Genomic DNA, 23019 nt, shown 5'->3' on the forward strand with positions numbered 1-23019 from the left:
GGCGCAGGACGTCGATCGCGTGGCGGCGCGCGGTCGTCGTCAGCCACGCGCCGGGACGCTCGGGCGCGCCGTCGCGGCCCCACGTCCGCAGCGCCGCGGCGAACGCCTCCTGCGCGGACTCCTCGGCCAGGTCGAGGTCGCCCGTGCTGCGCGCGACGGCGCCGAGGACGCGTCCCCACTCGGTGCGGAACGCGTCCTCGACGGGGTCCGTCGCGGGCGTCAGCTCAGGACCCGTCGAGGTCCAGCGGCCACGCGGGGTGCAGCTCGATCGCGCCGCCGTACGCCATGGGGTGCTCGGACGCGATGGCGATCGCGGTGTCCAGGTCGGGCGCCTCGAGGACGTCGAAGCCCGCGATCGACTCCTTCGTCTCGGAGAACGGCCCGTCCGTGACGAGCACCTTGCCGCCCCGGACCCGCACGCCCACGGCGTCCTCCGGGGGGCGCAGCCGGTCGCCGACCACCGCGGCGCCGCTGCCGTAGTGCCGCCCGACCCACTCCCCGATCGGGGCCGCGGCCTCGGCCTCCTCGGGCGGCAGCCCCGGGTCGTCCGGGGTGCCGAGCACGAGCATGAGGTAGCGCATCAGAGGTCCTCCGCCCTCGTCGCCGCGGGCCGGCGGAGCACCGTCGGCCCGGAGGACGCGACGTCGGCGGCGGCCGTCCCGTCCCCGGCGCAGCGTCGCCCGTCACGGTACCGCGCACGGTCCGGCGGGTGCTCGCGGTCCGCCGCGAGGATCGTCTCCAGGAACGTCGTCATCGTGCCTCCTCCTCTCGCACGGCCCGTGCGGCCGTACGAGAGGACGACGAAGCCCGGTCGCCGAGATCGACACCTTTCTCGCGACCGTCTCTCGCGGGGCGGCGCGCCGCGGGGGACGGGCGGAGGGCGGCCGACGGCGCTACGCGTCGTCGCCGGACCTCGCCTCGCCCCAGCCGTACCAGCGCTCGACCTCGACCCAGGCGCTGACGCGCGGGTCGGTCCGGTTCGCGTACTCGTGGCCGGTGTAGTGGCGCGAGATGCGGTCGATGTCGGCCAGGCCCTCGTCGGCGCGCAGCTCGACGACGCGACCGATGAGCGTCACGTGGGTGTACCAGTTCTCGTCGAGCACGGTGAGCGAGACCCGGGGGTCGTTGCGCAGGTGCTTGAGCCGCACGCGGGACTCGTCGAGGTTGACGAGCACGCGGCCGTCGTCCTCCCAGACGTACCAGGTCGCGGCGGTGACGGGCGCGCCGTCGGAGCGCACCGTCGCCATGACGGCGGCGTTCGGGCGGCGGAGCATCTCGACGAGACGGGAGGGCAGCGGCGGACGGGACACGACGGCTCCTTCGGTGGCACGACGGCGGACCTCCCGACGGTACGTCACGGGTGTGGCGCACGACCTCCCGGAGCCCCGCCCGGAGCGTTCTGACGACGAGCGGCCGCGTGACATGATCGTCCTCATGCTCACTCCCGCCACCGGCGCGGCCGGGTCGCGCATCGTCGGCCTCGGTCACTTCCAGCCCGAGAAGACGCTGACGAACGACGACATCGCGCAGCTCGTCGAGACCAACGACGAGTGGATCCGCTCGCGGACGGGCATCGTCACGCGGCACGTCGCGGACGACGACACGACCGTCGCCGACATGGCGACCGCGGCGGCCCGCCACGCGCTCGACGACGCGGGCGTCGACCCGGCCGAGGTCGACCTCGTCATCGTCGCCACGGCGACCGCGACGGACCGCTCGCCCAACACGGCGGGACGCGTCGCGTACCACCTGCGCACCGGCGTCATGCCCGGGCAGTCGACGCCCGAGGAGGCGTCCGAGCTCGACCTGCGGGGCGTCGTCGGGCCGGCGGTGCTCGACGTGAACGTCGCGTGCTCCGGTTTCGCCCACTCCGTCGGCCTCGCCGACCAGGCGATCCGCGGCGGCTCGGCGCGCACGGCCGTCGTGGTCGGCGCGGAGAAGCTCACCGCGTTCACCGACTGGACCGACCGCAGCACGTGCATCCTCACCGCGGACGGCGCGGGCGCGGCGGTGCTGCGCGCGACGGACGAGCCCGGCGTCGGCCCGGTGACCTGGGGCTCCGAGCCCGACCTCACCCCGGCCGTGCTCATCGAGGCGCCGCAGGAGAAGTTCGCCCAGGACGGCCGCGCCGTCTTCAAGTGGGCCATCACGCGCGCCGCTGAGCGCGCGCGCACGGTCGTGGAGCGCTCCGGCGTCTCGCTCGACGAGATCGAGGTGCTCGTCGCGCACCAGGCCAACCTGCGCATCATCGAGCCGCTCGCGAAGGCGCTCGGGATGGAGTCGAAGGTCGTCGTCACGGACATCGTCGAGTCCGGCAACACGTCCGCGGCGTCCATCCCGCTCGGGCTCTCCAAGTGGTGGCACGCGGGCAAGATCCCCGCGGGCGTCCCGGCCCTGCTCTTCGGCTTCGGCGGCGGGTTCGCGTGGGCGGGCCAGGTCGTGGAGACCCCGACCCGCTGACGCGGGACGACGAGCCCGCTGCGTCAGCCCGCCGTGTGGTCCGGCTCCGGCGGGTACCAGACGCGCGTGCCCTCGACGCGGGCGAAGGACGTCAGGGTGTGGGGCCGTGGCGCGGCGTCGGAGACGATGTCGCGCACCTCGACGCCGCGGACGACGAGCGCGTCCCCGACGAGCGACCGGTGGCAGCGCCACGGGACGGCCTCCGCGCACATCAGCACGAGGTCGTCGTGGGCGCTGCGCCGCACGAGGTCGTCGACCGCGGCGCCGAACTCCGGCGTCTGCATGTGGTCCGCGTACCCGCGGAACGACAGGTTGCGCCACGCGCCGTTCGGGCTGTCGGGACGGGCGTGCCGCAGGCCGCCGAGCGCGCGCACCCAGCGGTACGTGATCCCGTGGGACCGCAGGACGGGCGCGAGGGCGTCCTGGCCGAACTGGGGGTTGTGCCGCGACCGCGGGACGGTCCGGACGTCGACCAGGCGGCGGATGCCGTTCGCCCGGAGGAGCGCGAGGAGCTCCTCGACCGGACGCGTGGAGTGCCCCACCGTGTACACGACGCTCACCCGGCCACTCTAGGAAGGCGCTCCGTCGCCGGCACGGGGACCGGGCCCGGGCGGCGCGGTCGTGGACCGGGGTGGGCGTCGCGGCCGGCGCGCGCCAGAATGGCCCCATGCCTCTCGCCCCGCGCTACCTCGCCGCCGACGACCGCTACGACACCATGACCTACCGGCGGACGGGGCGCAGCGGCCTCGACCTGCCCGCGATCTCGCTCGGTCTGTGGCACAACTTCGGTGACGTGAACCCGTTCGAGACGCAGCGCGCGGTGCTGCGCCGCGCGTTCGACCTCGGGATCACGCACTTCGACCTGGCGAACAACTACGGCCCGCCGTACGGCTCGGCGGAGGAGAACTTCGGCCGGCACCTCGCGCAGGACCTCGGCGCGTACCGCGACGAGCTCGTCATCTCGTCGAAGGCCGGCTACGACATGTGGCCCGGCCCCTACGGCGACGGCGGCTCGCGCAAGTACCTGCTCTCCTCGCTCGACCAGTCGCTCCGCCGGATGGGCCTCGACTACGTCGACGTCTTCTACCACCACCGGCCGGACCCGAGCACGCCGCTCGAGGAGTCCATGCGCGCGCTGCACGACGCCGTCCAGCAGGGCAAGGCGCTGTACGTGGGCGTCTCCAACTACTCGCCGGCGCGCACGCGCGAGGCCGCGGCGATCCTGGCCGACCTCGGCACCCCGCTGCTCATCCACCAGCCGAGCTACTCGATGCTCAACCGCCACGTCGAGGACCCGGCGCACGAGGACGCGTACGACGGCGTGCAGACCGAGTCGCTGCTCGACGTCGTCGGCGACCTCGGCGTCGGCACCATCGTGTTCTCGCCGCTGCAGCAGGGCCTGCTCACGGACCGCTACCTCTCCGGGTCGGCGCCCGAGGGGTCGCGCGCGGCCCGCCCGGACTCGCCGTTCCTGTCGGAGAAGAACCTCGACGAGACGTACCTGGAGCGCGCCCGGGCGCTCAACGAGATCGCGGGGGCCCGCGGCCAGACCCTCGCGCAGCTCGCCCTCTCCTGGGTGCTGCGCGACGACCGCGTCACCTCCGCCCTCGTCGGGGCGAGCAGCGTCCGCCAGCTCGAGAACAACGTCGCGGCCCTCTCTGCGCCCCCGCTCACCCCGGAGGAGTCGGCCACCATCGAGTCCGTCCTCGCGAGGTAGAGCCCTGGTCGCGCGAGGTAGAGCCCTGGTCGCTACCAGGGCTCTACCTCGCAGGTGGTCGGGTCAGGCGGGGTGCGCGTCCGCGGACGACGACGCGGCGGCGGCGCGCTCGAGCAGGAGCCGGCGCTCGTGGCGGGTCGGGGCGAGGGCCGCGGCGCGCTCGAGCACGTCGGCCGCCTCGGCGTGCCGACCCAGACGGGTGAGCAGGTCGCCGCGCACGGCCCCGTAGAGGTGGTGGCGCGCGAGCCGCGGGTCGTCCGCAACGCCGTCGAGCACCAAGAGCGCGGCCGCGGGGCCGTCCGCGAACCCGACGGCCACGGCGCGGTTGAGCTCGACGACCGGCGAGGGCGCGACGGACGCCAGCGCGTCGTAGAGCGCGACGATCGCGTCCCAGTCGGTCTCCGCCCAGGTCCGGGCACGCGCGTGGCACGCCGCGATCGCGGCCTGGAGCGAGTAGGGGCCGAGCGCCCTGCCAGTCTGCGTGCCGAGCGCGAGCGCGCGGTCGAGGGCGGCGAGCCCGTGGCGCACGAGGAGCCGGTCCCAGCGCGAGCGGTCCTGGTGCTCGAGGAGCACCGGCTCGCCGTCCGTCCCGGTGCGCGCGGCGAACCGGGACGCCTGGAGCTCCATGAGCGCGACGAGCCCGTGCACCTCGGGCTCGGCCGGGAGAAGCCCGGCGAGCACACGCCCGAGGCGCATCGCGTCGTCGGCGAGCTCGCGCCGCACCCACGTGTCGCCCGACGTCGCGGCGTAGCCCTCGGTGAAGACGAGATACACGACCTCCAGCGCGGCCGGAACGCGCGCGGCGAGCTCGTCGGCCTGGGGAACCGCGAACGGGACGTTCGCCTCGGCGAGAGTCCGCTTCGCCCGGGAGATGCGCTGCCCGACGGTCGCGGACGGCACGAGGAAGGCGCGCGCGATCTCGTCGGTGCTGAGGCCTCCGACGAGGCGCAGCGTGAGCGCCACGCGGGACTCGCGCGGCAGCACGGGGTGGCACGCGACGAGGACGAGCGCGAGCAGGTCGTCGCCCACCGGGTCCTCGACGACCGCGTCGGGAGCCGGGACGGACCCGACGAGGACGGCGCGGCCGTCGGCGGGGTGCGCCGTCGGGCCTCCCCTCCCGCCGGGCACGGCGAGCTCCGCCGCGAGCCGCGCGTACTTCTCGTCGCGCGTGCGCTCGCGGCGGACCAGGTCGACGGCCCGACGGCGCGCGACGGTCGTGAGCCACGCGCCGGGGTTGTCCGGCACACCCCGCGCGGGCCACTGCTCGAGCGCCGCGACGAACGCCTCCTGCGCGACCTCCTCGGCGAGGCCGACGTCGCGCAGCGTGCGGGCGAGACCGGCCACGAGCCGCGGCGACTCGATGCGCCACACGGCCTCGACGGTGCGGGAGACGTCGGTCATGCCCGGGCCCGGCCTCGTCGTGCGCGTCCGGCGTCAGGCGCCGTGCTGCGCGCGGATCTGCTCGGCGAGGCGCTCGTCCTTCTCGCGCTGCTCGGGCGTGTACTCGGCGCCGAAGTCCTCGGCCTCGAAGATCGGGCGGATCTCGAGCACCTCCTCGAGGCCCGCGCTCGGGTCGCTCGGGCACTTCCGCGCCCACTCGACCGCCTCCTCGAGCGAGGAGACCTGCCAGATCCAGTACCCGGCGACGATCTCCTTGGACTCGGTGAACGGCCCGTCGACGACCGAGGTCTCGCCGCCGCGGAACACGACCCGCGCGCCCCGGGACGTCGGCTGCAGGCCCTGCCCGTCGAGCATGATGCCGGCCTGGACGAGCTGCTCGTTGTACTCGCCCATCTGCGCGAGCATCTCCTGCGTCGGGGCGATCTTGTCCTCATCGGCCCCGCTGCCCTGGATCATGACCACGACTCGCATGACGTTCCTCCTCGGTGAGTGCCTCCTCGACCGTAGTGTCGTGGAGACGGGTTCACCAGGACGTCGGACGGCGCACCCCGGTTTTCGACACGGCCCGCCGACGAGTTCTCCCGGACGTCAGCGGAAGCGCTGGACGGCGAGCGGGGCGGCCTCCGCGAGTCCGCGGACGGCCGGGTGGTCAGCGCCCGGGGCGGCGCCCGCGAACACGTCGCGCAGCGACCCCGACGCCACGAACGTGCCGTCGGCGAGCACGTGCACGATGGGGCACATCCGCTCGACGAGCTCGAGGTCGTGCGAGACCAGCAGCACGGCGGTGCCGAGGGCGGTCGTCGCGTCGGCGAGGCGGCGCACGACGTCGCCGCGCATCGCGGGGTCGACGGCGGTGAGCGGCTCGTCGAGGAGGAGCGCCCGGGGGCGCGTCGCGAGCGCGACGGCGAGCGCGACCCGCTGCTTCTCGCCGCCCGAGAGCGACTGCACGGTCCGCGGCGCGTAGCGGGGCTCGAGCGCGACGTCGCCGAGCAGGTCCTCGACGGAGCGTCCGCTCGGGCGGCCGGCACGCCGCGCGTCCTTGAGCGCCGCGGACAGCGTGCGGTCCACCGTCCAGCGGGGGTCGATGCCGATGCCGGCGAGGCCGTCCTGGGAGACGCGGCGGACGTCGGCCGTGAACTGCTTCTTGTCCCGGCGGGAGAGCTTGCCCACCGTCCGCTCGGCGTAGGTGACGTGCCCCGCCGTGGGGCGCACGAGGCCGACGAGCGCGCGCACGATCGTCGACTTCCCGGCGCCCGACTCCCCGACGATCCCGACGGGCGCGGTGCCGGGCGTCACGTCGAGGTCGATGCCGTGCACGACGTCGGGGCCTCCGTAACCGGCCGCGAGGCCGCTGGCGCGCAGGAGGGGGGTCGTCGTCGTGCTCATGGGTCACCTTCTGGTCGTCGGGGTCCGGGCGGGCGGTCCGGGCTCCCGCTCGTCCGACGAACGACGCTACCGCGGAGTTCCGTGGCGTCGCTCACGGGGCTCGCCCGCCGACCTCCACGGACGCGGCGCACGAACGGTCGGTGGGGCGCGGTAGCCTGAGGCACGCGTCTCCGGATCCTCGAGCCAAGGTGGTCCGCCGACCGTAGTACGGCAACCGTCCGCGGGACGTGATGCCCGGACGGAGGATCGTGACCAGGACGGTCGACGAGCCGGAGCTCCTCGCGCCCGGCGAGGCGGTGGACCTCGACAACTGTGCCCGCGAGCCCATCCACGTCCCCGGCATGATCCAGCCGCGCGGGGTCCTGCTGGTGGTCCGCGAGGCGGACGGCGTGCTGCTCCAGGCGTCGGCGAACGTGGAACGGCACCTCGGCGTCCCCGCGGAGGAGCTCGCGGGCCGGCCGCTCGCCGACGTGCTCGGCGAGGAACCTGCGCGTGACCTGCTCGCGCACGCGGCGGACGGCGCGGACCTCGCGACGCGCAACCCCGTGACCCTGCACCTCGACCGCTGGGACGGCAGGCCGCTCGACGTCGACGCCGTGCTCCACCGGCCGCCGCTGCCGGAGGAGGGCCCGGGCTCCGAGCCGGTGCTCGTCGTCGAGCTCGAGACCGCGGCGGGCGCGCGCCCGCTGACGTTCCCCAACACCTACCTCGCCGTCCGGCAGGCGCTGCGCGACCTCGAGCGCGCCGCGACGCTCGACGAGCTGTACGACGACGCGGCCCGGCACGTGCGCGAGCTCACGGGCTTCGACCGCGTGATGATCTACCGCTTCGACGCGGACTACAACGGGGAGGTCGTGGCCGAGGCGCGCCGGGACGACCTCAACGCGTTCCTCGGGCTGCACTACCCGGCGTCGGACATCCCGCCGCAGGCGCGCGCGCTGTACGAGAAGAACTGGATCCGGCTCATCGCGGACGTGGACTACGCGCCCCAGCCGATCGTCCCGACGCTGCTCCCCACGACGGGCGCGCCGCTCGACCTCACCTACTCGACGCTGCGCAGCGTCTCGCCGATCCACCTCGAGTACCTGCGCAACATGGGCGTGCGGGCGTCGATGTCGATCTCGCTCCTGCGCGACGGCCGGCTGTGGGGGCTCGTCGCGTGCCACCACTACTCCGGCCCGCACGAGCCACCCTTCGAGGTCCGCACCGCCGCGGAGTTCCTCGGGTCCGCGCTCTCCGTCCGGCTCGTCTCCCAGGCGGAGGACGAGCGCGAGACCGAGGTGCGGCGCGCCGAGGGCGTCCTCGCGCACCTGGCCGCGGACAGCCGCGACGAGAGCGTCCCCATCGGCATCGCCCTGACGCGCTCGGGCTGGCTGCGCCGCCTCGTGCGGGCCGACGGCGCGATCGTCGTCGCGGAGGGCGGCCTCATCGCGGTCGGCAACGTGCCCGACGAGGACGGGTGCCGCGCGCTCGTCGCGTGGGTCCTCGGGCACGGCGAGGACCTGGTCATGTCAGACGCCCTGCACCGGGACGCGCCGGACGTCGCGGCGATCGTGCCCGACGTCGCGGGCGTCCTCGGGATCGTGCTGCCCGAGGGCCAGGTCGTGCTGTGGGTGCGCGACGAGGTCCTGCGGCACGTGGACTGGGGCGGCGACCCGTACAACAAGGAGATCGCGCGCGGCGAGGACGACTCGGTGCGGCTCAGCCCGCGCAAGTCGTTCGAGCGGTGGCGCGAGGTCGTGCGCGGGCACAGCGTGCCCTGGACGTCGGACCAGACGGACGTCGCGACGTCGCTGCGTGGCCACCTCGTCGAGGCCCTCTACCTGCGCGGCCGCAAGGCGGTGCGGGCGACGGAGGAGCTCCAGCGGAGCCTCCTGCCCGCGCTCCTGCCCGACGTCCCGGGGTGGACGCTGCAGTCTCGCTACGAGTCGGCCGGCACGGGTCTCGTGGGCGGCGACTGGTACGACGCGCTCGTGCTGCCGTCCGGGCGCCTCGCGCTCGTCGTGGGCGACGTGACGGGCCACGGGCTCCAGGCCGCGGCGACGATGGGCCAGCTCGGGACGACGCTGCGGGCCGCGCTCGTGAGCACGGGCTCCGCGGTCGAGGCGGTGACGCTGCTGGGGGAGGTCGCGCGCTGGACGCTCCCCGGCGAGGTCGCGACGATCGCCGTCGCGGTGCTGGACCCGGTGACCGGCGTCGTCGAGCACGTGTCCCTGGGGCACCCGCCGCTGCTCGTCGTCGCGCCCGACGGGACCACGAGCTGGACGGAGAGCGCGATCGTGCCGCCGCTCGGCCTCGTGGACCGCGTGCCGCCCGCGCAGCACGTCCAGGTGCCGCCCGGCGGCGCGCTCGTGCTGTACAGCGACGGGCTCGTGGAGCGGCGCGAGGAGTCGATCCTCGACGGCCTGCGTCGGCTCGCGGCGTTCTTCGCGGCGGAGCCGGGGACGGTCGACGTCGACGGCGTCGTGGCCGCCGCGCGCGACCCGCGCTCCGCGGACGACGCGACCCTGCTCCTGGTGCGGCGCGACGCCTGAGGCGCGCGCCGGGACGCGAGCGTGCGGGGGATCGAGCGTCGCGGCGGGGAAGCGGTGCGGCCGGGGTGTCAGCCGATCGGGAGGAGCGCGCTGCGCACGCCGGCCCCGCCACGGAAGACGGGGACGTCGAAGCGTGCCCAGACGTGCTTCTCGCCGGTGCCGGCGCGGAACCAGCCGACGGCCGTCGAGGCGCGCTGCGCGAGCACGAGGCCGAACCCGCCCGCGCCCGGCGAGCGCCGGCCCGCGATGACGGGGACGTCCGGCGAGTGGTCCACGACGTCGATGACGAGCTCGCGCCCGTCGCTGAGCAGGCGCACCTGCGTCGGGGGGAGGCCGTGCCGCAGCGCGTTCGTCGCGAGCTCGCTCGCGACGAGGACGACGCGCTCGGGCGTGGCCTCGAGCGCGCGGTCCGCGGGCAGCGGGGCGCCGGTGAGCATGCGGTGCAGGCCCTCCCGCAGGGTGGCGAGGTCCGCCAGCGTGCGCAGCGGCCAGGCGCCGATCTCGACGAAGCCGGGCGGTACCGCCGCGTGGGCGAAGGTCACGCCTCGTCCTCGGCAGGTCCGGCGTCGTCGGTGAGCTCGAACAGCTCGGCGACACCGCTGAGCTCGAGCAGGTCGCGGACGCGGCGCGGGACGCGCTCCAGCACGGGTGCCCCCGAGCCGGCCGTGGCGGCGTGGTAGAGCAGGCGCAGGCCGCCCGAGTCCATGAAGGTGACCGCGCCGAGGTCGATGTGGATGCGCCCGTCGGCCGACTGCGCGAGCCGCAGCAGCTCGTCCTCGCGCCGGGCCTGGACCGCGGCGTCGATCTCGCCGCGCATGGTCCAGCGCGTGCCGCCGGCCGTCGTCAGGACGTCTCCGCTCGTGGTGGGGGTCACGGTGGTGGGCTCCTCCTCGGTCCCGGCACTGTACCGGGCACCCGGGATACGGTACGCGGCTCCGCCGACGCACGCGAGGCAGTGTCGCGGCGTGGCCGCGATCATCGGGTGACGTGCCTCTCCCGCGCCGCGCAGGGCGGCGCGGGGGAGCCACGACGAGGGCCGCACGGCGGGCCGGGACGGCGTCGCGGAGGACGCCGACCCGGCCCACCGTGCGGCCGGACGGCTCAGCAGGAGCGCGCGTCGAACGCGACCTCGAGCGGTGCGAACCCGTCGACCGTCACGACGGCCGTCCCGCCCGGGACGGACGCCGCGCGCGACGCGAACGACTGGTAGGCGCTCGCGCCCGGCGCCACGGCGGCGACCGTGCGCGTGCCGTACGGAGTCGCGAGGGTCACGTCGAGCGGCGCGTCGCCGTCGTTCGTGGCGCGGACCGCGACGTACACCTTGCCGGCCAGGCACCGCGTCTCGGCGGTGACCGTCACCGGCGCCGCGCCGGCGTCGGCCGTCCAGCGCAGGGCGTACGCCCGCTCCGTGCCGTCCTCGGCCGTGACGCGCACCGTCGTCGTGCCGGGGACGGCGTCGGCGGCCTCGACCGCGACCGTCGCCCAGGGGTCGTGCGCGACCGCCTCGACGGCGGGCACCCCGCCCGCGACGGGCACGTCGTACGCCGTGACGGCCGGGTCGAACCCGGCGAGGGGCTCGCCGGCCACGGTGATGCCCGACGCCGCGGCGTCGGTCCCCGTGCCGGGCACCTTGGCGAGCACCTCGATCTCGGAGACGACCAGGTGGGTGTTCGCCCGTGCCGTGAGGACGACGCGCACGGACGACGTCCGCACGTCCGCGGGGATCTCGACCGCGGGCGCGGGGCCGTCGGGCGAGGCGTCCACCGTGACGGGCGCGCCGACGTCGGTCCACGTGCCGCCCACGAGGGCCTGGAGCCGGACGGACTGCGCCCAGCTCGCGCTGGACCCGTCCTTCCAGAACCGCGTCACGACGCCCGTGACGTCCCGGTCCGCGGGGAGCGTGACGGTGAGCGTGTCGGAGGTGCGCTTGGTGCCCGACACCCAGTTCGACCACGCCTTGTCGGTGAGGTTGCCGTTCACGACGCCGCCGACGGCGTAGCCCGGCTCGGTGAACGTCGCGCTGGCGGTCGTGCCCGCGGCGAGCGCGCCGTTGGCGGACGCCGCCTCGGTCACCTGGACGCGGGCGGTGGCAGGGAGCGTGGCGCCCGCCCCGGCGTCGGCCGTGCCCGTGAGCTCGACGACCCCGACGGCGTCGTACGCGCCCGCGGGGGCGTCGTCCCAGACCACCGGGCGCTGCACCTCCGCGCCGCCCGCGGCGACCGCCGTGACGGTCGTGGGCAGGGCCGGGGTGCCGCCCGCGTACGCCTTGGCGCGCGCGGGGAGCGTGGACGTGAGCTCGTCGACGACGACGGTCGCCGTCGCGGCGACCTCGCCGCCGGTCGGCGTGGCCACGGTGCCGGTCACCTCGACGGTGCCGGGCTCGGCCCACGCGTCGTCGTCCGGCACGTCCCACGTCACGGGGAGCGCGCCGCGCGCCCCGTCGCGGTAGACGGGCGTGACGGTCGCGGGGAGCTCGGGCGCGGTGCCCGGCGTCGTGAACGCCTGGACGGGCTCGGTGCCGAGGACCGTCTCGTCGACCACGCGCCAGCGCTGGTTCACGCCGGAGTTCGCGAGGTACGTGCCCACCGGCGAGCCGTCCGCCGTCGCCTGGCCGCCGACCTCGAGGAGGGTCTTCGAGGACGCGTTGACGAGCGTGAAGGTGCCGTCGCCGGTCGTCGAGAGGATCCACTGCGCGGCGAGCGGGGTGTCCGCGACGTCGGCGGGCGCGTCCTGGAGGACGGCGGACGTGTCGGCCGCGACGGCGAGCTGGCGGCCCGTGGCCGCGTTCGTCACGGCGTAGCGCGTGCGGTGCGTGCCGGAGCCCTCGGGGGCGCCGAGCGCCGTGAGCTCCCACGCCTGCTCCGCGACCGGCGCGTCGGTGCGGATCACGACGCCCGTGCCCGACGCCGACGGCGCGAGCGAGCGGTCCGCCTGGACGCCGTCGAGACGGTAGGCGTGCCCGTCCTGCACGAGCGCGGCGTCGTCCGCGACGCCGGAGACGCCGTCGACGACGAACGTCGTCACGGACTCGGCCGGCACGACGAGCGTCGCGCTCGGACCGTCCGCACCCGTCTCGACGGCCACCGGCTCGCCCTCGACGAGGTAGCCGGCCGTGCTCGTGACCACGGGGGTGACGGTCGCATCGGACCCGACCGCACCGAACTTCGACAGGTCGAGCGTCACGGCGCGCTCGCCCTTCGTGGCGTTGACGTGGACGACCGTCGCGGACGTGCCGTCGGCCGACACCGCGGCCGTGCTGCTCGCGTCGTCCGAGCGGATCAGCGAGTCGCCCGGCTCGATGTAGTGCGTGAAGTTCTGGGTCGCCCAGTACTTCGTGTTCGTGTAGATCGGGCACGTCTCGAGCGTGTCCTCGGCGGTGCAGTCGAACGGGATCTGGATCTCGCCCCAGTTCATGCCGTTCGCGCTCTCGCCGCCGGGCGCCATGTTGGCGTAGTCCTCGACCGGCTGCCAGAACACCCACGCGCTCGGCTCGAGCTCGCGCAGGTCGTCGACGATGTGCTGCGCGCTGCCGAGGCCGGACTCCATGGTCTCGAAGTCCTGGCCCGTCGAGCTCCAGTTCCCGCCGACCTCGCTCATCCACAGCGGCTTGTCCTCGCCCTTGGCGATGTCGCGGACCGTCGTGCGCTGGCCCGTGCCGTAGGTGTGGACGTTGAGCTGCGACACCTGGTCGCGGACCGCCTGCGGGTACGCGTTCCAGTTGGTCGCGAACGTGCCGGGGTTGGTCTCGTCCATCGCCGAGACCACGGCGTCGGTCGAGGAGCCCTCGAGCGCCGCGGCGAGCGCCGGGACGACCTTCGCCTGGAGCGCGGGGCCCATGTGGGCGCCCTCCTGGCGGCCGCCGGTGGGGTTGCCGTCGGCGCCGAGCTGCGTGCCCCAGTAGTTGGTGTTGGGCTCGTTGAACGGGTCGATCGTGTCGACCTCGATGCCGTGCGCGTCCTCGAGGCGCTCGGTCACGCCGACCAGGTAGGCCGCGAAGTCGTCGATGCTGTCCGTCTTGAGCTGGTCCGCGGTCGAGCTGAACCCGCCCGAGACGTACCCGCTCACGGTCATGAACCACGGCGGGGAGTTGCTGAACGTCTCCCAGTGCGTGACGTCGTCCTTGATGCGGTCGACCCACCAGCGCTGCGTCGCGTCGGCGTCCTCGTCCCAGTGGTCCGGGTTCTCGGGGTCCCACCAGTCCACGTCGGTGCGCGTCGTGCCCTCGGGCGCCTTCCACCAGCCGTCGACGGCGCCGCCGGCGCGCAGGTAGTCCGGCACGTCGGGAGCGTTCCCGCCGCCGACGTTGTAGCGCGCGATGTTGAGGTTGAGGCCCTCGTCGCCGAACACCATGTCCGCGAGCCGGTCGCGGATCTCGTCCGGGTAGCCGCCCGTGGCGTTGGCGAACCACACGAGGCTCGTGCCCCAGCCCTCGAACGGCGCGCCCGCGTACGACGGGTCGGGCGTCACGGTGACGCCCGCGACGTCGGCGGGGGCCGTCGTCGTGCCGGTCGCGGCGACCGCGCCCGCGGGTGCGGCCTGCGCGGGCAGGGCCGCGAGCGCGCAGCCGGCGACGAGCGCCCCGGCACCGAGGCCCGCGACGACGCGGGCCCCCGTCCGGCGGGCGGCCGCACCGCCCGGGCCCGTGCGGCGAGGACCGGGTGGTCCACCCCGCGTGGTCGTGTCGGTCTCGGTCGGGCTCATCCCTGAGCCACCTCCTTCGCGTCGCTGCGAACCGGCGGGGTGCACCGGGTGCGGGTCGTTCCCGCGGGGGTCTGTCGTGCCGAGGTAGAGCCCTGGTCCGCCGAGGTAGAGCCCCGGTCTGCCGAGGTAGAGGCGTGGTCTCGACGACGGCGACCACGGCCTCCGGCTCGGCGATACCAGGCCTCTACCTCGCGGTACCAGGCCTCTACCTCGCGGTACTGGGGCTCTACCTCGTGGAGCCGGGGCTTTACCTCGCGGTGGCGGGGTTCTTCCTCGGCGGGGTCGGCGCGGCCGGGCGGCGGACGACGGCGACGCCGCGCGGCTCGAGCAGCAGCGCGCCGTCCCCCGTGCTTCCCGCCGCGCCGTCCGTCGTGCCCGACGCCGTGAGGCGGCGCCCGGCGAGGACGTCGCCCGCGACGTCGGGCACCTCGACCGGGCGCGCCGTGCGGTTGACGAGGAACCAGAAGTCGTCCGTGCCGTCGGTGCGCACCGCGAGCTCGACGTCGCCGCGCACGGCGGCGGGCAGCTCGCTGCGCACGCCCGCGTCGTCGAGCAGGCGGGCGAGGACGGGGACGAGGCCCTGGCGGCCGAAGCGCGTGGAGACGTACGCGGCGGAGCCCTCGCGGGTGCCCGTGCCGTCCCCGGTGCGGACCGTCCGCCGCGTCACGGCGGCGCGGCCGGCCTGCTCGCCGGTCTTGTACCAGCCCAGCACCTCGACGTCGGGGTCGACGACGTCCACCGGCTCGGTCCACACCGTGCCCTCGAGCTGCTCGCCCGCGAGCTCGACCGTCGCGCTCTCGCCGTCCAGCAGCGGGGCGAACTCCTCGACCCGGATGCCGAGCAGGTCGCGCAGCGCGCCCGGGTAGCCGCCGAGCCACGCGTGGTCGTCCTGGTCGACGACCCCCGAGAAGTACGTGGTGACCAGGTGGCCGCCCGCCTCGACGAACGCCGTGAGGCGGTCGCGCAGCCCGGCCGGGACGACGTGCAGCACCGGCGCCACGACGACGTCGTACGCCGCGAGGTCCGCCGCGGACGGCACGACGTCCGCGCGCACGCCGAGCGCGAGGAACGCCGAGTACCAGTCGAGCGCCTCCTGGCGGTAGCGCAGCCGGTCGGTGGGGTGGGAGTCGAGCTCGCTCGTCCACCACGAGTCCCAGTCGAAGACGATCGCGCCGCGCGCGGGCTTCTGCGTGCTGCCCGCGACGGGTGCGAGGTCGCGCAGCGTCGCGCCGAGCGCGACGACGTCGCGGAACAGGCGCGAGCGCTCGCCCGCGTGCGGGACCATGCCCGAGTGGTACTTCTCCGCGCCGGCCGCGGACTGGCGCCACTGGAAGTAGCAGACCGCGTCGGCGCCGTGGGCCACGTGGGTGAGCGAGTCGCGCGCGAGCTCGCCCGGCTTCTTCGCGACGTTGACGGGCTGCCAGTTCACCGCGCTCGTCGAGTGCTCCATGAGGAACCACGGGCGGTGCCGGGCGATGCCGCCCGTGAGGTTCGCGGAGAACGACAGCTCGTCGAGCGCCTGCGGGCCGGGCAGGACGTAGTGGTCGTTGGAGACGAAGTCGAGCTCGTCCGCCCACGCGGCGTAGTCCATGCCCTTCGTCTCGCCCATGACCATGAAGTTCGTCGTCACGGGCACGTCCGGCGTGACGCGGCGCAGGATCTCCGCCTCGGCGCGCAGGTACTGGCGGAGCGCGTCGGACGAGAAGCGCTTGAAGTCGAGCTGCTGGGTCGGGTTCGGGTGCGACGCGGCGAGTCGCGGCGGGAGGACCTGCTCCCACGCGCTGTAGCGCTGCGACCAGAACGCGGTGCCCCACGCGGCGTTGAGCGCGTCGAGCGTCGTGTAGCGGTCGCGCAGCCACGCGCGGAAGGCCGCGGCCGCGTCGTCGGAGAAGTCGTAGACGTTGTGGCAGCCGAGCTCGTTCGACACGTGCCACGCGACGAGCGCCGGGTGGTCGCCGTACCGCTCGGCCATGCGCTCGACGAGGCGCAGCGCGTGCTCCCGGAAGACCGGCGACGTCGGGCGCCACTGCTGCCGCGCGCCCGGCCACAGGGTCTCGCCCGTGCGGGTCTGCGGCAGGACCTCCGGGTGCTTCGTCGTCAGCCACGGCGGCGGCGACGCGGTCGCCGTCGCGAGGTCGACCGTGATGCCGTGCGCGTGGAGCAGGTCCATCGCGTCGTCCAGCCACGCGAAGTCCCACGTGTCCTCGGTCGGCTGGATGCGGGCCCACGAGAAGATCGCGAGCGAGACCACCGTCACGCCGGCCTCGCGCATGAGGCGCACGTCCTCGTCCCAGACCTCGCGCGGCCACTGGTCCGGGTTGTAGTCCGCGCCGTAGGACAGACCCGACGGCGTGTGCGCGCCGGGCTCGCCCGGCGGCGTGTGCGGCCCGGGACGGCGCAGCCAGCGGAACGGGGTGGGGGAAGACATGCGTGCTCCTAGCGGGACGGTGCGCGGCGACGGGCGGTGCCCGGCCGGTCGGGAGGACGCGCGACGGCGTCCTCGGGGAGGTCGTCGGGCCGGCGAGCGAGCGCCGGCCCGACGACCGGGGGTGACGGTGTCAGCGCGTCACTCGTTGACGGTGAAGCCCTGGTCCTTGCCGTAGGTGACCGTGGCGTCCTGCCACGCGGTCAGCCCGTCGGCGAGCGGGGTGCCCGAGACGTAGGCCTTGCCGACGGTGTCGTTGAAGACGGAGTTCGCGTACACCTGGAACGGCAGGTACGCCCAGCCCTCGGCGACGTGCGCGGCGGAGTCCGCGAGGACCTCGTTGACCTTCTGGCCGCCGAAGTACTCGAACTCCTGCTGCGTGAAGTCGTCGGCCTCGAGCTCGGCGACGGTCGCGGGGAACGCGCCCTCGGCGACGCGGGTCGCGATCCCGTCACCGACCGTCGCGTACTCGAGGAACGCCCACGCGAGGTCCTGGTTCTTGCTCGCCGCCGGGATGGCGAGCGAGCTGCCACCGTTCTCGGAGGTGACGTCGGCGCCGGCCTCCCACTGGGGCATGGGCGCGACGGCCCAGTCGCCCGAGGCGGACTCGACCGAGGTCTCGAGGTTGCCGCGCATCCAGGCGCCGATCACGAGGCTCGCGATCGACCCGTCAGCGAGGCCCTGGTACCACTCGTCGCTCCACGACGTGACGGGCGCGACGAGGTCCTCGTCGATCATCTGCTGCCACGTCGTCGCGAACTTCTGCGTGCCCTCGTCGGAGAAGTCGACGGTGACGTCGGTCCCGTCGACCTGGTAGGGGCGCCCGCCGGCCTGCCAGATCATGGAGGTCGTGAAGCCGGCGTCGCCCGTGTCGTTGGTGAGGTACGCGCCGGGGTCGGCGGCGTGCAGCGCCCGGGCGGCCTCGACGTACTCGTCCCACGTCGTCGGTACCGCGATGCCGTGCTCGTCGAACACGCGCTTGTTGTAGAAGAGCGCCATCGGGCCGGAGTCGGTCGGCAGCGCGTAGACGCCGTCGCCCTGCGTCACGGCGTCCCACGGGCCGGGCGTGAACGTGCCGTCGAGGTCGTCGGCCCCGTAGGACGAGAGGTCGGTGAGCGCCTCGGAGAGCGCGAACTGCGGGAGGGCGTAGAACTCGATCTGCGCGACGTCGGGCACGCCGGAGCCGGCGGCGATCGCGTTCTGGAGGGCCGTGTACTGGTCGTTGCCGGTGCCGGCGTTGACGATGTCGACCGTCACCCCGGGGTTCTCCTCCTCGAAGTCGGCGGCGACGCTCTCCAGCGTGGGGTCCCAGGCCCACACGGTGATCGTGCCGCCCTCCTCGAGGGCGCTCTCCGCGTCGTCGGAGCTCCCGCCGCCCGACCCGCCGCTGCAGGCGGTGAGCACGAGGGCGAGGACGCCGGTGGCGGCGATGGCGGCGGTCGCTCGGCGCGACCTGCGGGTGATGGGGGACATGCGGGTTCCTCTCACTTCGTCGTCAGACGGACGGGTGGTGCGTGGGGTGGTGCGGGTGGGGGTGTGCGCCGGGGTGCCGGCGGGTGGGTGGACGGTCCGGCGTCGGACCGTCACTCCTTGACCGAGCCGGCCGCGAGGCCGGACTGCCAGTAGCGCTGCAGGAACAGGAACGCGATCACGAGGGGCAGGATCGTCAGGACCGCGCCGGTGATGACGAGGTTGAAGATCGCCTGCCCGCCCGCGGTGGCCGCCTGGGCGTTCCACGCGTTGAGCCCGAGGGTCAGCGGGTACCAGTCGGGGTCCTTGAGCATGATCAGCGGCAGGAAGTAGTTGTTCCAGGTCGCGACCATGGTGAAGAGCAGGACGGTGACGATGCCGGGCGCGAGCAGCGGCAGGGACACCTGGAAGAACGTGCGGGCCTCGTTGGCGCCGTCGACGCGGGCGGCCTCCAGCAGCTCCTGGGGCACCGACTCGGCGGCGTAGGTCCACATGAGGTAGAGGCCGAACGGGGAGATCAGCGACGGGATGATCACGGCCCAGGGAGTGTTCGTCAGGCCCATCTGGCTGAACATGAGGAACGTCGGCACGGCGAGCGCCGTGCCCGGCACCGCGACGGCGCCGATGACGGTCGCGAACACGCCTCGCTTGCCGGGGAAGTCGAACTTGGCGAGCGCGTACCCGCCCATCACGGCGAGGAACGTGGCCCCGCCGGCGCCCACGACCACGTAGAGCAGGGTGTTGGCGAGCCAGCGGACGAAGATGCCGTCGTCGTAGGTGAGCGTCTGGACGACGTTGTCGACCAGCGCGAACTCGCTGCCGAACCACAGCCCGAAGCTGTCGAAGAGGTCGGGCTGGGTCTTCGTCGCGTTGACGACGAGCCAGACGAGCGGGACGAGCGAGTACACGAGCACGACGCCGGTCAGGACGGTGAGCAGCACGCTGCGGCGGGGCTTGTCGGCGGAGTACGCGGCACGCCGGGGCGTGCGGAGGCGGACGGGCTTCGGTCCGGGGCGGGACGCGGCGGAGGCCGTGGGGGTCGCGGTGGTCATGGTCTCAGGCCTCCTTGCGCATGCCGCGGAGCTGGACCACGTAGGCGACGATCATCGTGACGACGCCCATGATGATCGCGACCGTGGCCGAGTAGTTGTACTGCTGCCCGGAGAAGGACAGCGAGTACGCGTACAGGTTCGGGGTGAAGTACGTCGTGATCGCGTTCGGGGCGAGTGCCTGCAGGATGCTCGGCTCGTTGAAGAGCTGGAAGGAGCCGATGATCGAGAAGATCGTCGCGATGACCAGCGCGCCGCGGATCGCGGGCAGCTTGATCGCCGAGATGATGCGCCACTGGCTGGCCCCGTCGAGCTCCGCGGCCTCGTACAGCGACGTGGGGATCACCCGCAGCGCCGAGTAGAAGATGAGCATGTTGTAGCCCACGAACTCCCAGGTCACGATGTTGCCGATCGAGGCGAGCACGAGGTCGGGGGAGAGCGGGTTGGGCAGCGAGACGCCGAGCGCGTCGTTGATGTTGCCGACGAGCCCGAACCGCGTGCCGTACATGAAGCCCCACATGAGCGTCGCGACGACGGCCGGGACGGCGTACGGCAGGAAGATCGAGATGCGGAAGAACGACCTGCCGTAGAGCCGGCCGCTGTCGATCGCGAGGGCGACGAGCAGCGCGAGGCCGAGCATGATCGGCACCTGGACCACGAGGAAGAGGCTGACGCGCCCGAGCGCCTCCCAGAACTGCGGGTCCGAGAACGCCCGGGCGTAGTTGTCGAGGCCCACGAAGTGCGTGCCGCCGACCATCTGCGTGCGGAACAGGCTCAGGTACAGGGAGTACGCGATGGGTGCGAGGAACACCAGGGCGAACACGGCCATGAACGGACCCACGAAGCCCCAGCCGACCCACGAGCGCCGGTGGCGTCGGGTGCGGGGGGACGAAGGTGCGTCGACCGATGGCAGGGACGCTCCTGCCACGGGTGGGGACGTCGTCGTCATGCTGTGTCCTCGTCGTCGGGGGAAGGGGGACGCCGGTCGTCGCCCTTGTTTACGCAAACATCAGCATGCACGACATTCGATGTTTGCGCAAACATCGCTTAGGGTGGTCGACGTCGGCGCGACGGCGCCGAACCAGCGCTGGAGCTGTGCCGCCACTGACCGCGAGGACGACGGATGACCAACCGGCTCGACGACGACGCCCCCGTCACGACGACGGCGCCGCAGCGGCGGACCGCTCCGGTCGCCGAGACGGTCCCCGCCGTCGAGCCGGCCCGGGCCCGCCGGCCGCACGACGTCCGCCGCGTGTCGATGGCCGACGTCGCCCGGATGGCCGGGGTGTCCGCGCAGACCGTGTCGCGCGTCGCCAACGGGCACCCCGGGGTCGTGGAGGAGACGCGGACCCGCGTGCTCGCCGCGATGGCCGAGCTCGACTACCGGCCGAACAGCGCGGCCCGCGCGCTCAAGAGCGGCACGTTCCGGACCATCGGCGTGATCCTCTTCTCGCTCGCGACCACGGGCAACGTCCGCACGCTCGAGGCCATCGCGACGTCCGCGGCCGCCCAGGGCTACGCGATCACCGTCATCCCCGTCGCCGCGCCGACCCAGGGTGGCGTGCACGGCGCGTTCACGCGCCTCGGCGAGCTGGCCGTCGACGCGATCATCCTCCTCATGGAGGTGCACCTGCTCGACGTGGCGCGAGTCAACCTCCCGCCCGGGGTGAAGGTCGTGGTCGCCGACTCCGACGCCGGCGACGCGTACGCCGTCGTCGACACGGACCAGGCGGACGGCACCCGCCAGGCGGTGCAGCACCTGCTCGACCTCGGCCACCGCACCGTCCACCACCTCGCCGGCCCGGAGAGCTCCTTCGCGGCCGAGCGCCGGGCCGTCGCGTGGCGCGAGACGCTGGAGCGCGCCGGCCGTCCGGTGCCCGAGCCGGAGCGGGGCGACTGGTCGCCCGCGTCGGGCTACGAGGCCGGGCGGCGGCTCGCCGAGGACGACGACGTGACCGCGGTGTTCGTCGCGAACGACCAGATGGCGCTCGGGCTCGTGCGCGCCCTGCACGACGCGGGCCGGCGCGTGCCGCAGGACGTGAGCGTCGTCGGGTTCGACGACCTGCCCGAGTCGAGCGAGTTCCTGCCGCCCCTGACGACCGTCCACCAGGACTTCGCCGAGGTGGGGCGTCGGTGCGTCGAGCAGGTCCTGCGCCAGGTGCACGACGGCGTCGCCGAGACCGGGACGCGGCTCGTGCCCACCCGTCTCGTCGAGCGCGCGAGCACCGCACCCCCGCCCGCCGCGGCCACACGTCGCTGAGCGTCGCCCGCGCACCGCAGATCCCCGCCGTCGACCCGTCGGCACCGACCCACGAGACGAGGACCATGACCCACGCACGCATCCAGATCGATCCGGACGACGCCGTGGGCGCCGTCTCTCCGCGGCTGTTCGGCACGTTCGTCGAGCACATGGGGCGCTGCGTGTACGGGGGGATCCACGACCCCGGGCACCCCTCGGCCGACGCCGACGGCTTCCGCGGCGACGTGCTCGAGCTCGTGCGCGAGCTGGGTGCGACGGTCGTGCGCTACCCGGGCGGGAACTTCGTCTCCGGTTTCCGGTGGGAGGACTCCGTCGGCCCGCGCGAGCAGCGCCCGGTCCGGCTGGACGCCGCCTGGCACAGCATCGAGACCAACCAGGTCGGGCTGCACGAGTTCGCCGGGTGGGCCGAGCGCGCGGGGCTCGAGGTCATGATGGCGGTCAACCTCGGCACGCGCGGCGCGGCCGAGGCGGCGCAGCTCCTCGAGTACTGCAACCACCCGGGCGGTACCGCGCTGTCCGACGAGCGTCGGGCGAACGGCGCGCCGGACCCGTTCGGCTTCCGCCTGTGGTGCCTCGGCAACGAGATGGACGGCGACTGGCAGATCGGCCACAAGACGGCCCACGAGTACGGCCGGCTCGCGGCCGAGACCGCGCGGCTGATGCGCTTCGTCGACCCGACGGTCGAGCTCGTCGCGGCGGGGTCGTCGTCGGCCGACCAGCCGACGTTCGGGGACTGGGAGCGCGAGGTGGTCCGCCAGACCGCCGGGCTCGTCGACCACGTGTCGCTGCACGCCTACTACGAGGAGACCCCGGGCGACCTGCCCTCCTTCCTCGCGTCCGGCGTCGGGCTCGACCGCTACATCGCGACCGTCGCGGGGATCCTCGACGAGGAGGAGGCGGCGCTCGGCGACCGGATGCAGGGTCGGCGGCTCGGCATCAGCGTCGACGAGTGGAACGTGTGGTACCTCGACCGCTTCAACGAGCGGGACAAGGAGCCGCTGCTGACGGGCGCGTGGAACGTCGCGCCGCGGATCATCGAGGACGAGTACGCGGTGGCGGACGCCGTCGTCGTCGGGAGCCTGCTCAACTCGCTCGTCCGGCACGCGGACCGGGTCTCGATGGCGAACCAGGCGCAGCTCGTCAACGTCATCGCGCCGATCCGCACCGAGCCCGACGCCGACGCGTGGCGGCAGACCATCTTCTGGCCCTTCGCGATCACGGCCGCCCGTGCGCGGGGCGCCGCGCTGCGCGTCGCCGCGGACTGCCCGACCGTCCCGACCGCCGCGTACGGCGACGTGCCCGTCGTCGACGTCTCCGCGACGACGACCGCCGACGGTCGTGTCGAGGTGTTCTGCGTGAACCGTGACCCGGAGCACCCTGTCGAGGTCACGCTCGCCGCGGGCGGGGTGCGGGCGGTGCGCGACGCCGTCGTGCTGACGGTCCCCGAGGGGCACGACCGGTTCGTGACCAACACGCGGGACGCGCAGCCCGTCCGCCCCGTGCCGCTCGGCGCGCGCGTCGAGGACGGCGAGGTGCGGCTGACGCTCCCGGCGCTCTCGTGGGCGGCGGTCGGGCTCGACCTGGCCTGACGCGGGGCCCCTGGGCGCGCACCACCG

Annotated in this window: 19 protein-coding genes and 1 pseudogene; 5 read left to right on the forward strand and 15 right to left on the reverse strand. The window is 74.2% G+C overall.

Annotated elements, in window-relative coordinates; all coding sequences use genetic code 11:
- Nucleotides 1-4: 4 nt before the first annotated feature.
- The 4 genes and pseudogenes from RSE42_RS03870 to RSE42_RS03885 all read right to left on the reverse strand — a co-directional run.
- A pseudogene (locus RSE42_RS03870) lies at nucleotides 5-223 on the reverse strand (sigma factor); the annotation flags it as partial.
- A 1-nt stretch (nucleotide 224) separates the two neighbouring features.
- Nucleotides 225-581 (reverse strand): YciI family protein, encoded by a 357-nt coding sequence (locus RSE42_RS03875; protein WP_009862891.1) that lies wholly within the window; start codon nucleotides 579-581, stop codon nucleotides 225-227.
- Nucleotides 581-754 (reverse strand): hypothetical protein, encoded by a 174-nt coding sequence (locus RSE42_RS03880; protein WP_186325205.1) that lies wholly within the window; start codon nucleotides 752-754, stop codon nucleotides 581-583. Before RSE42_RS03880 ends, RSE42_RS03875 begins: the two co-directional genes overlap by 1 nt.
- 139 nt (nucleotides 755-893) lie before the next feature.
- Nucleotides 894-1310 (reverse strand): TIGR03618 family F420-dependent PPOX class oxidoreductase, encoded by a 417-nt coding sequence (locus RSE42_RS03885; RefSeq protein ID WP_114552886.1) that lies wholly within the window; start codon nucleotides 1308-1310, stop codon nucleotides 894-896.
- A gap of 124 nt (nucleotides 1311-1434) precedes the next feature.
- On the opposite strand from RSE42_RS03885, the gene RSE42_RS03890 reads away from it, so the two are divergent.
- Nucleotides 1435-2460 (forward strand): beta-ketoacyl-ACP synthase III, encoded by a 1026-nt coding sequence (locus tag RSE42_RS03890; protein ID WP_034656309.1) that lies wholly within the window; start codon nucleotides 1435-1437, stop codon nucleotides 2458-2460.
- Nucleotides 2461-2483: 23 nt separating this feature from the next.
- Here the strand turns inward: RSE42_RS03890 and RSE42_RS03895 are convergent, their stop codons facing one another.
- Nucleotides 2484-3020 (reverse strand): DUF488 family protein, encoded by a 537-nt coding sequence (locus tag RSE42_RS03895; protein WP_034656293.1) that lies wholly within the window; start codon nucleotides 3018-3020, stop codon nucleotides 2484-2486.
- A 107-nt stretch (nucleotides 3021-3127) separates the two neighbouring features.
- On the opposite strand from RSE42_RS03895, the gene mgrA reads away from it, so the two are divergent.
- Nucleotides 3128-4177 carry an L-glyceraldehyde 3-phosphate reductase gene (gene mgrA, locus RSE42_RS03900; protein WP_034656290.1) on the forward strand — a complete coding sequence of 350 codons (1050 nt, stop codon included), beginning with the start codon at nucleotides 3128-3130 and terminating at the stop codon, nucleotides 4175-4177.
- 63 nt (nucleotides 4178-4240) lie between these two features.
- On the opposite strand, the gene RSE42_RS03905 is transcribed toward mgrA, so the two are convergent.
- The 3 genes from RSE42_RS03905 to RSE42_RS03915 form a co-directional block, all read right to left on the reverse strand.
- Nucleotides 4241-5578 (reverse strand): RNA polymerase sigma factor, encoded by a 1338-nt coding sequence (locus RSE42_RS03905; RefSeq protein WP_061266627.1) that lies wholly within the window; start codon nucleotides 5576-5578, stop codon nucleotides 4241-4243.
- Nucleotides 5579-5611: 33 nt separating this feature from the next.
- A complete protein-coding gene (locus RSE42_RS03910) occupies nucleotides 5612-6049 on the reverse strand; it encodes a YciI family protein (protein ID WP_061266628.1) in 438 nt (145 codons plus the stop codon).
- A 117-nt stretch (nucleotides 6050-6166) separates the two neighbouring features.
- Nucleotides 6167-6964, reverse strand: coding sequence for an ABC transporter ATP-binding protein (locus tag RSE42_RS03915; RefSeq protein ID WP_308820782.1), 798 nt, complete (start codon nucleotides 6962-6964; stop codon nucleotides 6167-6169).
- 248 nt (nucleotides 6965-7212) lie between these two features.
- Here RSE42_RS03915 and RSE42_RS03920 point away from each other — a divergent pair, with 248 nt between their 5' ends.
- Nucleotides 7213-9498, forward strand: a complete 2286-nt coding sequence (locus RSE42_RS03920; RefSeq protein ID WP_363375354.1) for a SpoIIE family protein phosphatase — start codon at nucleotides 7213-7215, stop codon at nucleotides 9496-9498.
- Nucleotides 9499-9566: 68 nt separating this feature from the next.
- On the opposite strand, the gene RSE42_RS03925 is transcribed toward RSE42_RS03920, so the two are convergent.
- The 7 genes from RSE42_RS03925 to RSE42_RS03955 all read right to left on the reverse strand — a co-directional run bounded on the left by RSE42_RS03925 (nucleotide 9567) and on the right by RSE42_RS03955 (nucleotide 20092).
- Nucleotides 9567-10040 carry an ATP-binding protein gene (locus RSE42_RS03925; protein WP_061266630.1) on the reverse strand — a complete coding sequence of 158 codons (474 nt, stop codon included), beginning with the start codon at nucleotides 10038-10040 and terminating at the stop codon, nucleotides 9567-9569.
- The gene (locus RSE42_RS03930) at nucleotides 10037-10372 is read right to left on the reverse strand and encodes an STAS domain-containing protein (RefSeq protein WP_228485224.1); all 336 of its coding nucleotides are present in this window, start codon (nucleotides 10370-10372) and stop codon (nucleotides 10037-10039) included. Before RSE42_RS03930 ends, RSE42_RS03925 begins: the two co-directional genes overlap by 4 nt.
- Nucleotides 10373-10599: 227 nt before the next feature.
- A complete protein-coding gene (locus RSE42_RS03935) occupies nucleotides 10600-14199 on the reverse strand; it encodes an Ig-like domain-containing protein (RefSeq protein ID WP_415297911.1) in 3600 nt (1199 codons plus the stop codon).
- Nucleotides 14200-14446: 247 nt separating this feature from the next.
- A complete protein-coding gene (locus RSE42_RS03940) occupies nucleotides 14447-16627 on the reverse strand; it encodes a beta-galactosidase (protein WP_415297912.1) in 2181 nt (726 codons plus the stop codon).
- A gap of 138 nt (nucleotides 16628-16765) precedes the next feature.
- Nucleotides 16766-18097, reverse strand: coding sequence for an ABC transporter substrate-binding protein (locus RSE42_RS03945; protein WP_043654300.1), 1332 nt, complete (start codon nucleotides 18095-18097; stop codon nucleotides 16766-16768).
- 110 nt (nucleotides 18098-18207) lie between these two features.
- The gene (locus RSE42_RS03950) at nucleotides 18208-19146 is read right to left on the reverse strand and encodes a carbohydrate ABC transporter permease (RefSeq protein ID WP_043654299.1); all 939 of its coding nucleotides are present in this window, start codon (nucleotides 19144-19146) and stop codon (nucleotides 18208-18210) included.
- A gap of 4 nt (nucleotides 19147-19150) precedes the next feature.
- On the reverse strand, nucleotides 19151-20092 hold the full coding sequence (locus RSE42_RS03955) for a carbohydrate ABC transporter permease (protein ID WP_043654297.1): 942 nt from the start codon (nucleotides 20090-20092) through the stop codon (nucleotides 19151-19153).
- A 309-nt stretch (nucleotides 20093-20401) separates the two neighbouring features.
- On the opposite strand from RSE42_RS03955, the gene RSE42_RS03960 reads away from it, so the two are divergent.
- Together RSE42_RS03960 and RSE42_RS03965 are read left to right on the forward strand one after the other, a co-directional pair.
- A complete protein-coding gene (locus RSE42_RS03960; RefSeq protein ID WP_043654319.1) occupies nucleotides 20402-21403 on the forward strand; it encodes a LacI family DNA-binding transcriptional regulator in 1002 nt (333 codons plus the stop codon).
- A 65-nt stretch (nucleotides 21404-21468) separates the two neighbouring features.
- Nucleotides 21469-22992 (forward strand): alpha-N-arabinofuranosidase, encoded by a 1524-nt coding sequence (locus RSE42_RS03965; protein WP_171467486.1) that lies wholly within the window; start codon nucleotides 21469-21471, stop codon nucleotides 22990-22992.
- The last annotated feature ends 27 nt before the right edge of the window (nucleotides 22993-23019 follow it).

The organism is Cellulosimicrobium sp. SJTW-1 (genome assembly GCF_047716875.1).
GTDB classification, from domain to species: Bacteria; Actinomycetota; Actinomycetes; order Actinomycetales; family Cellulomonadaceae; genus Cellulosimicrobium; species Cellulosimicrobium funkei.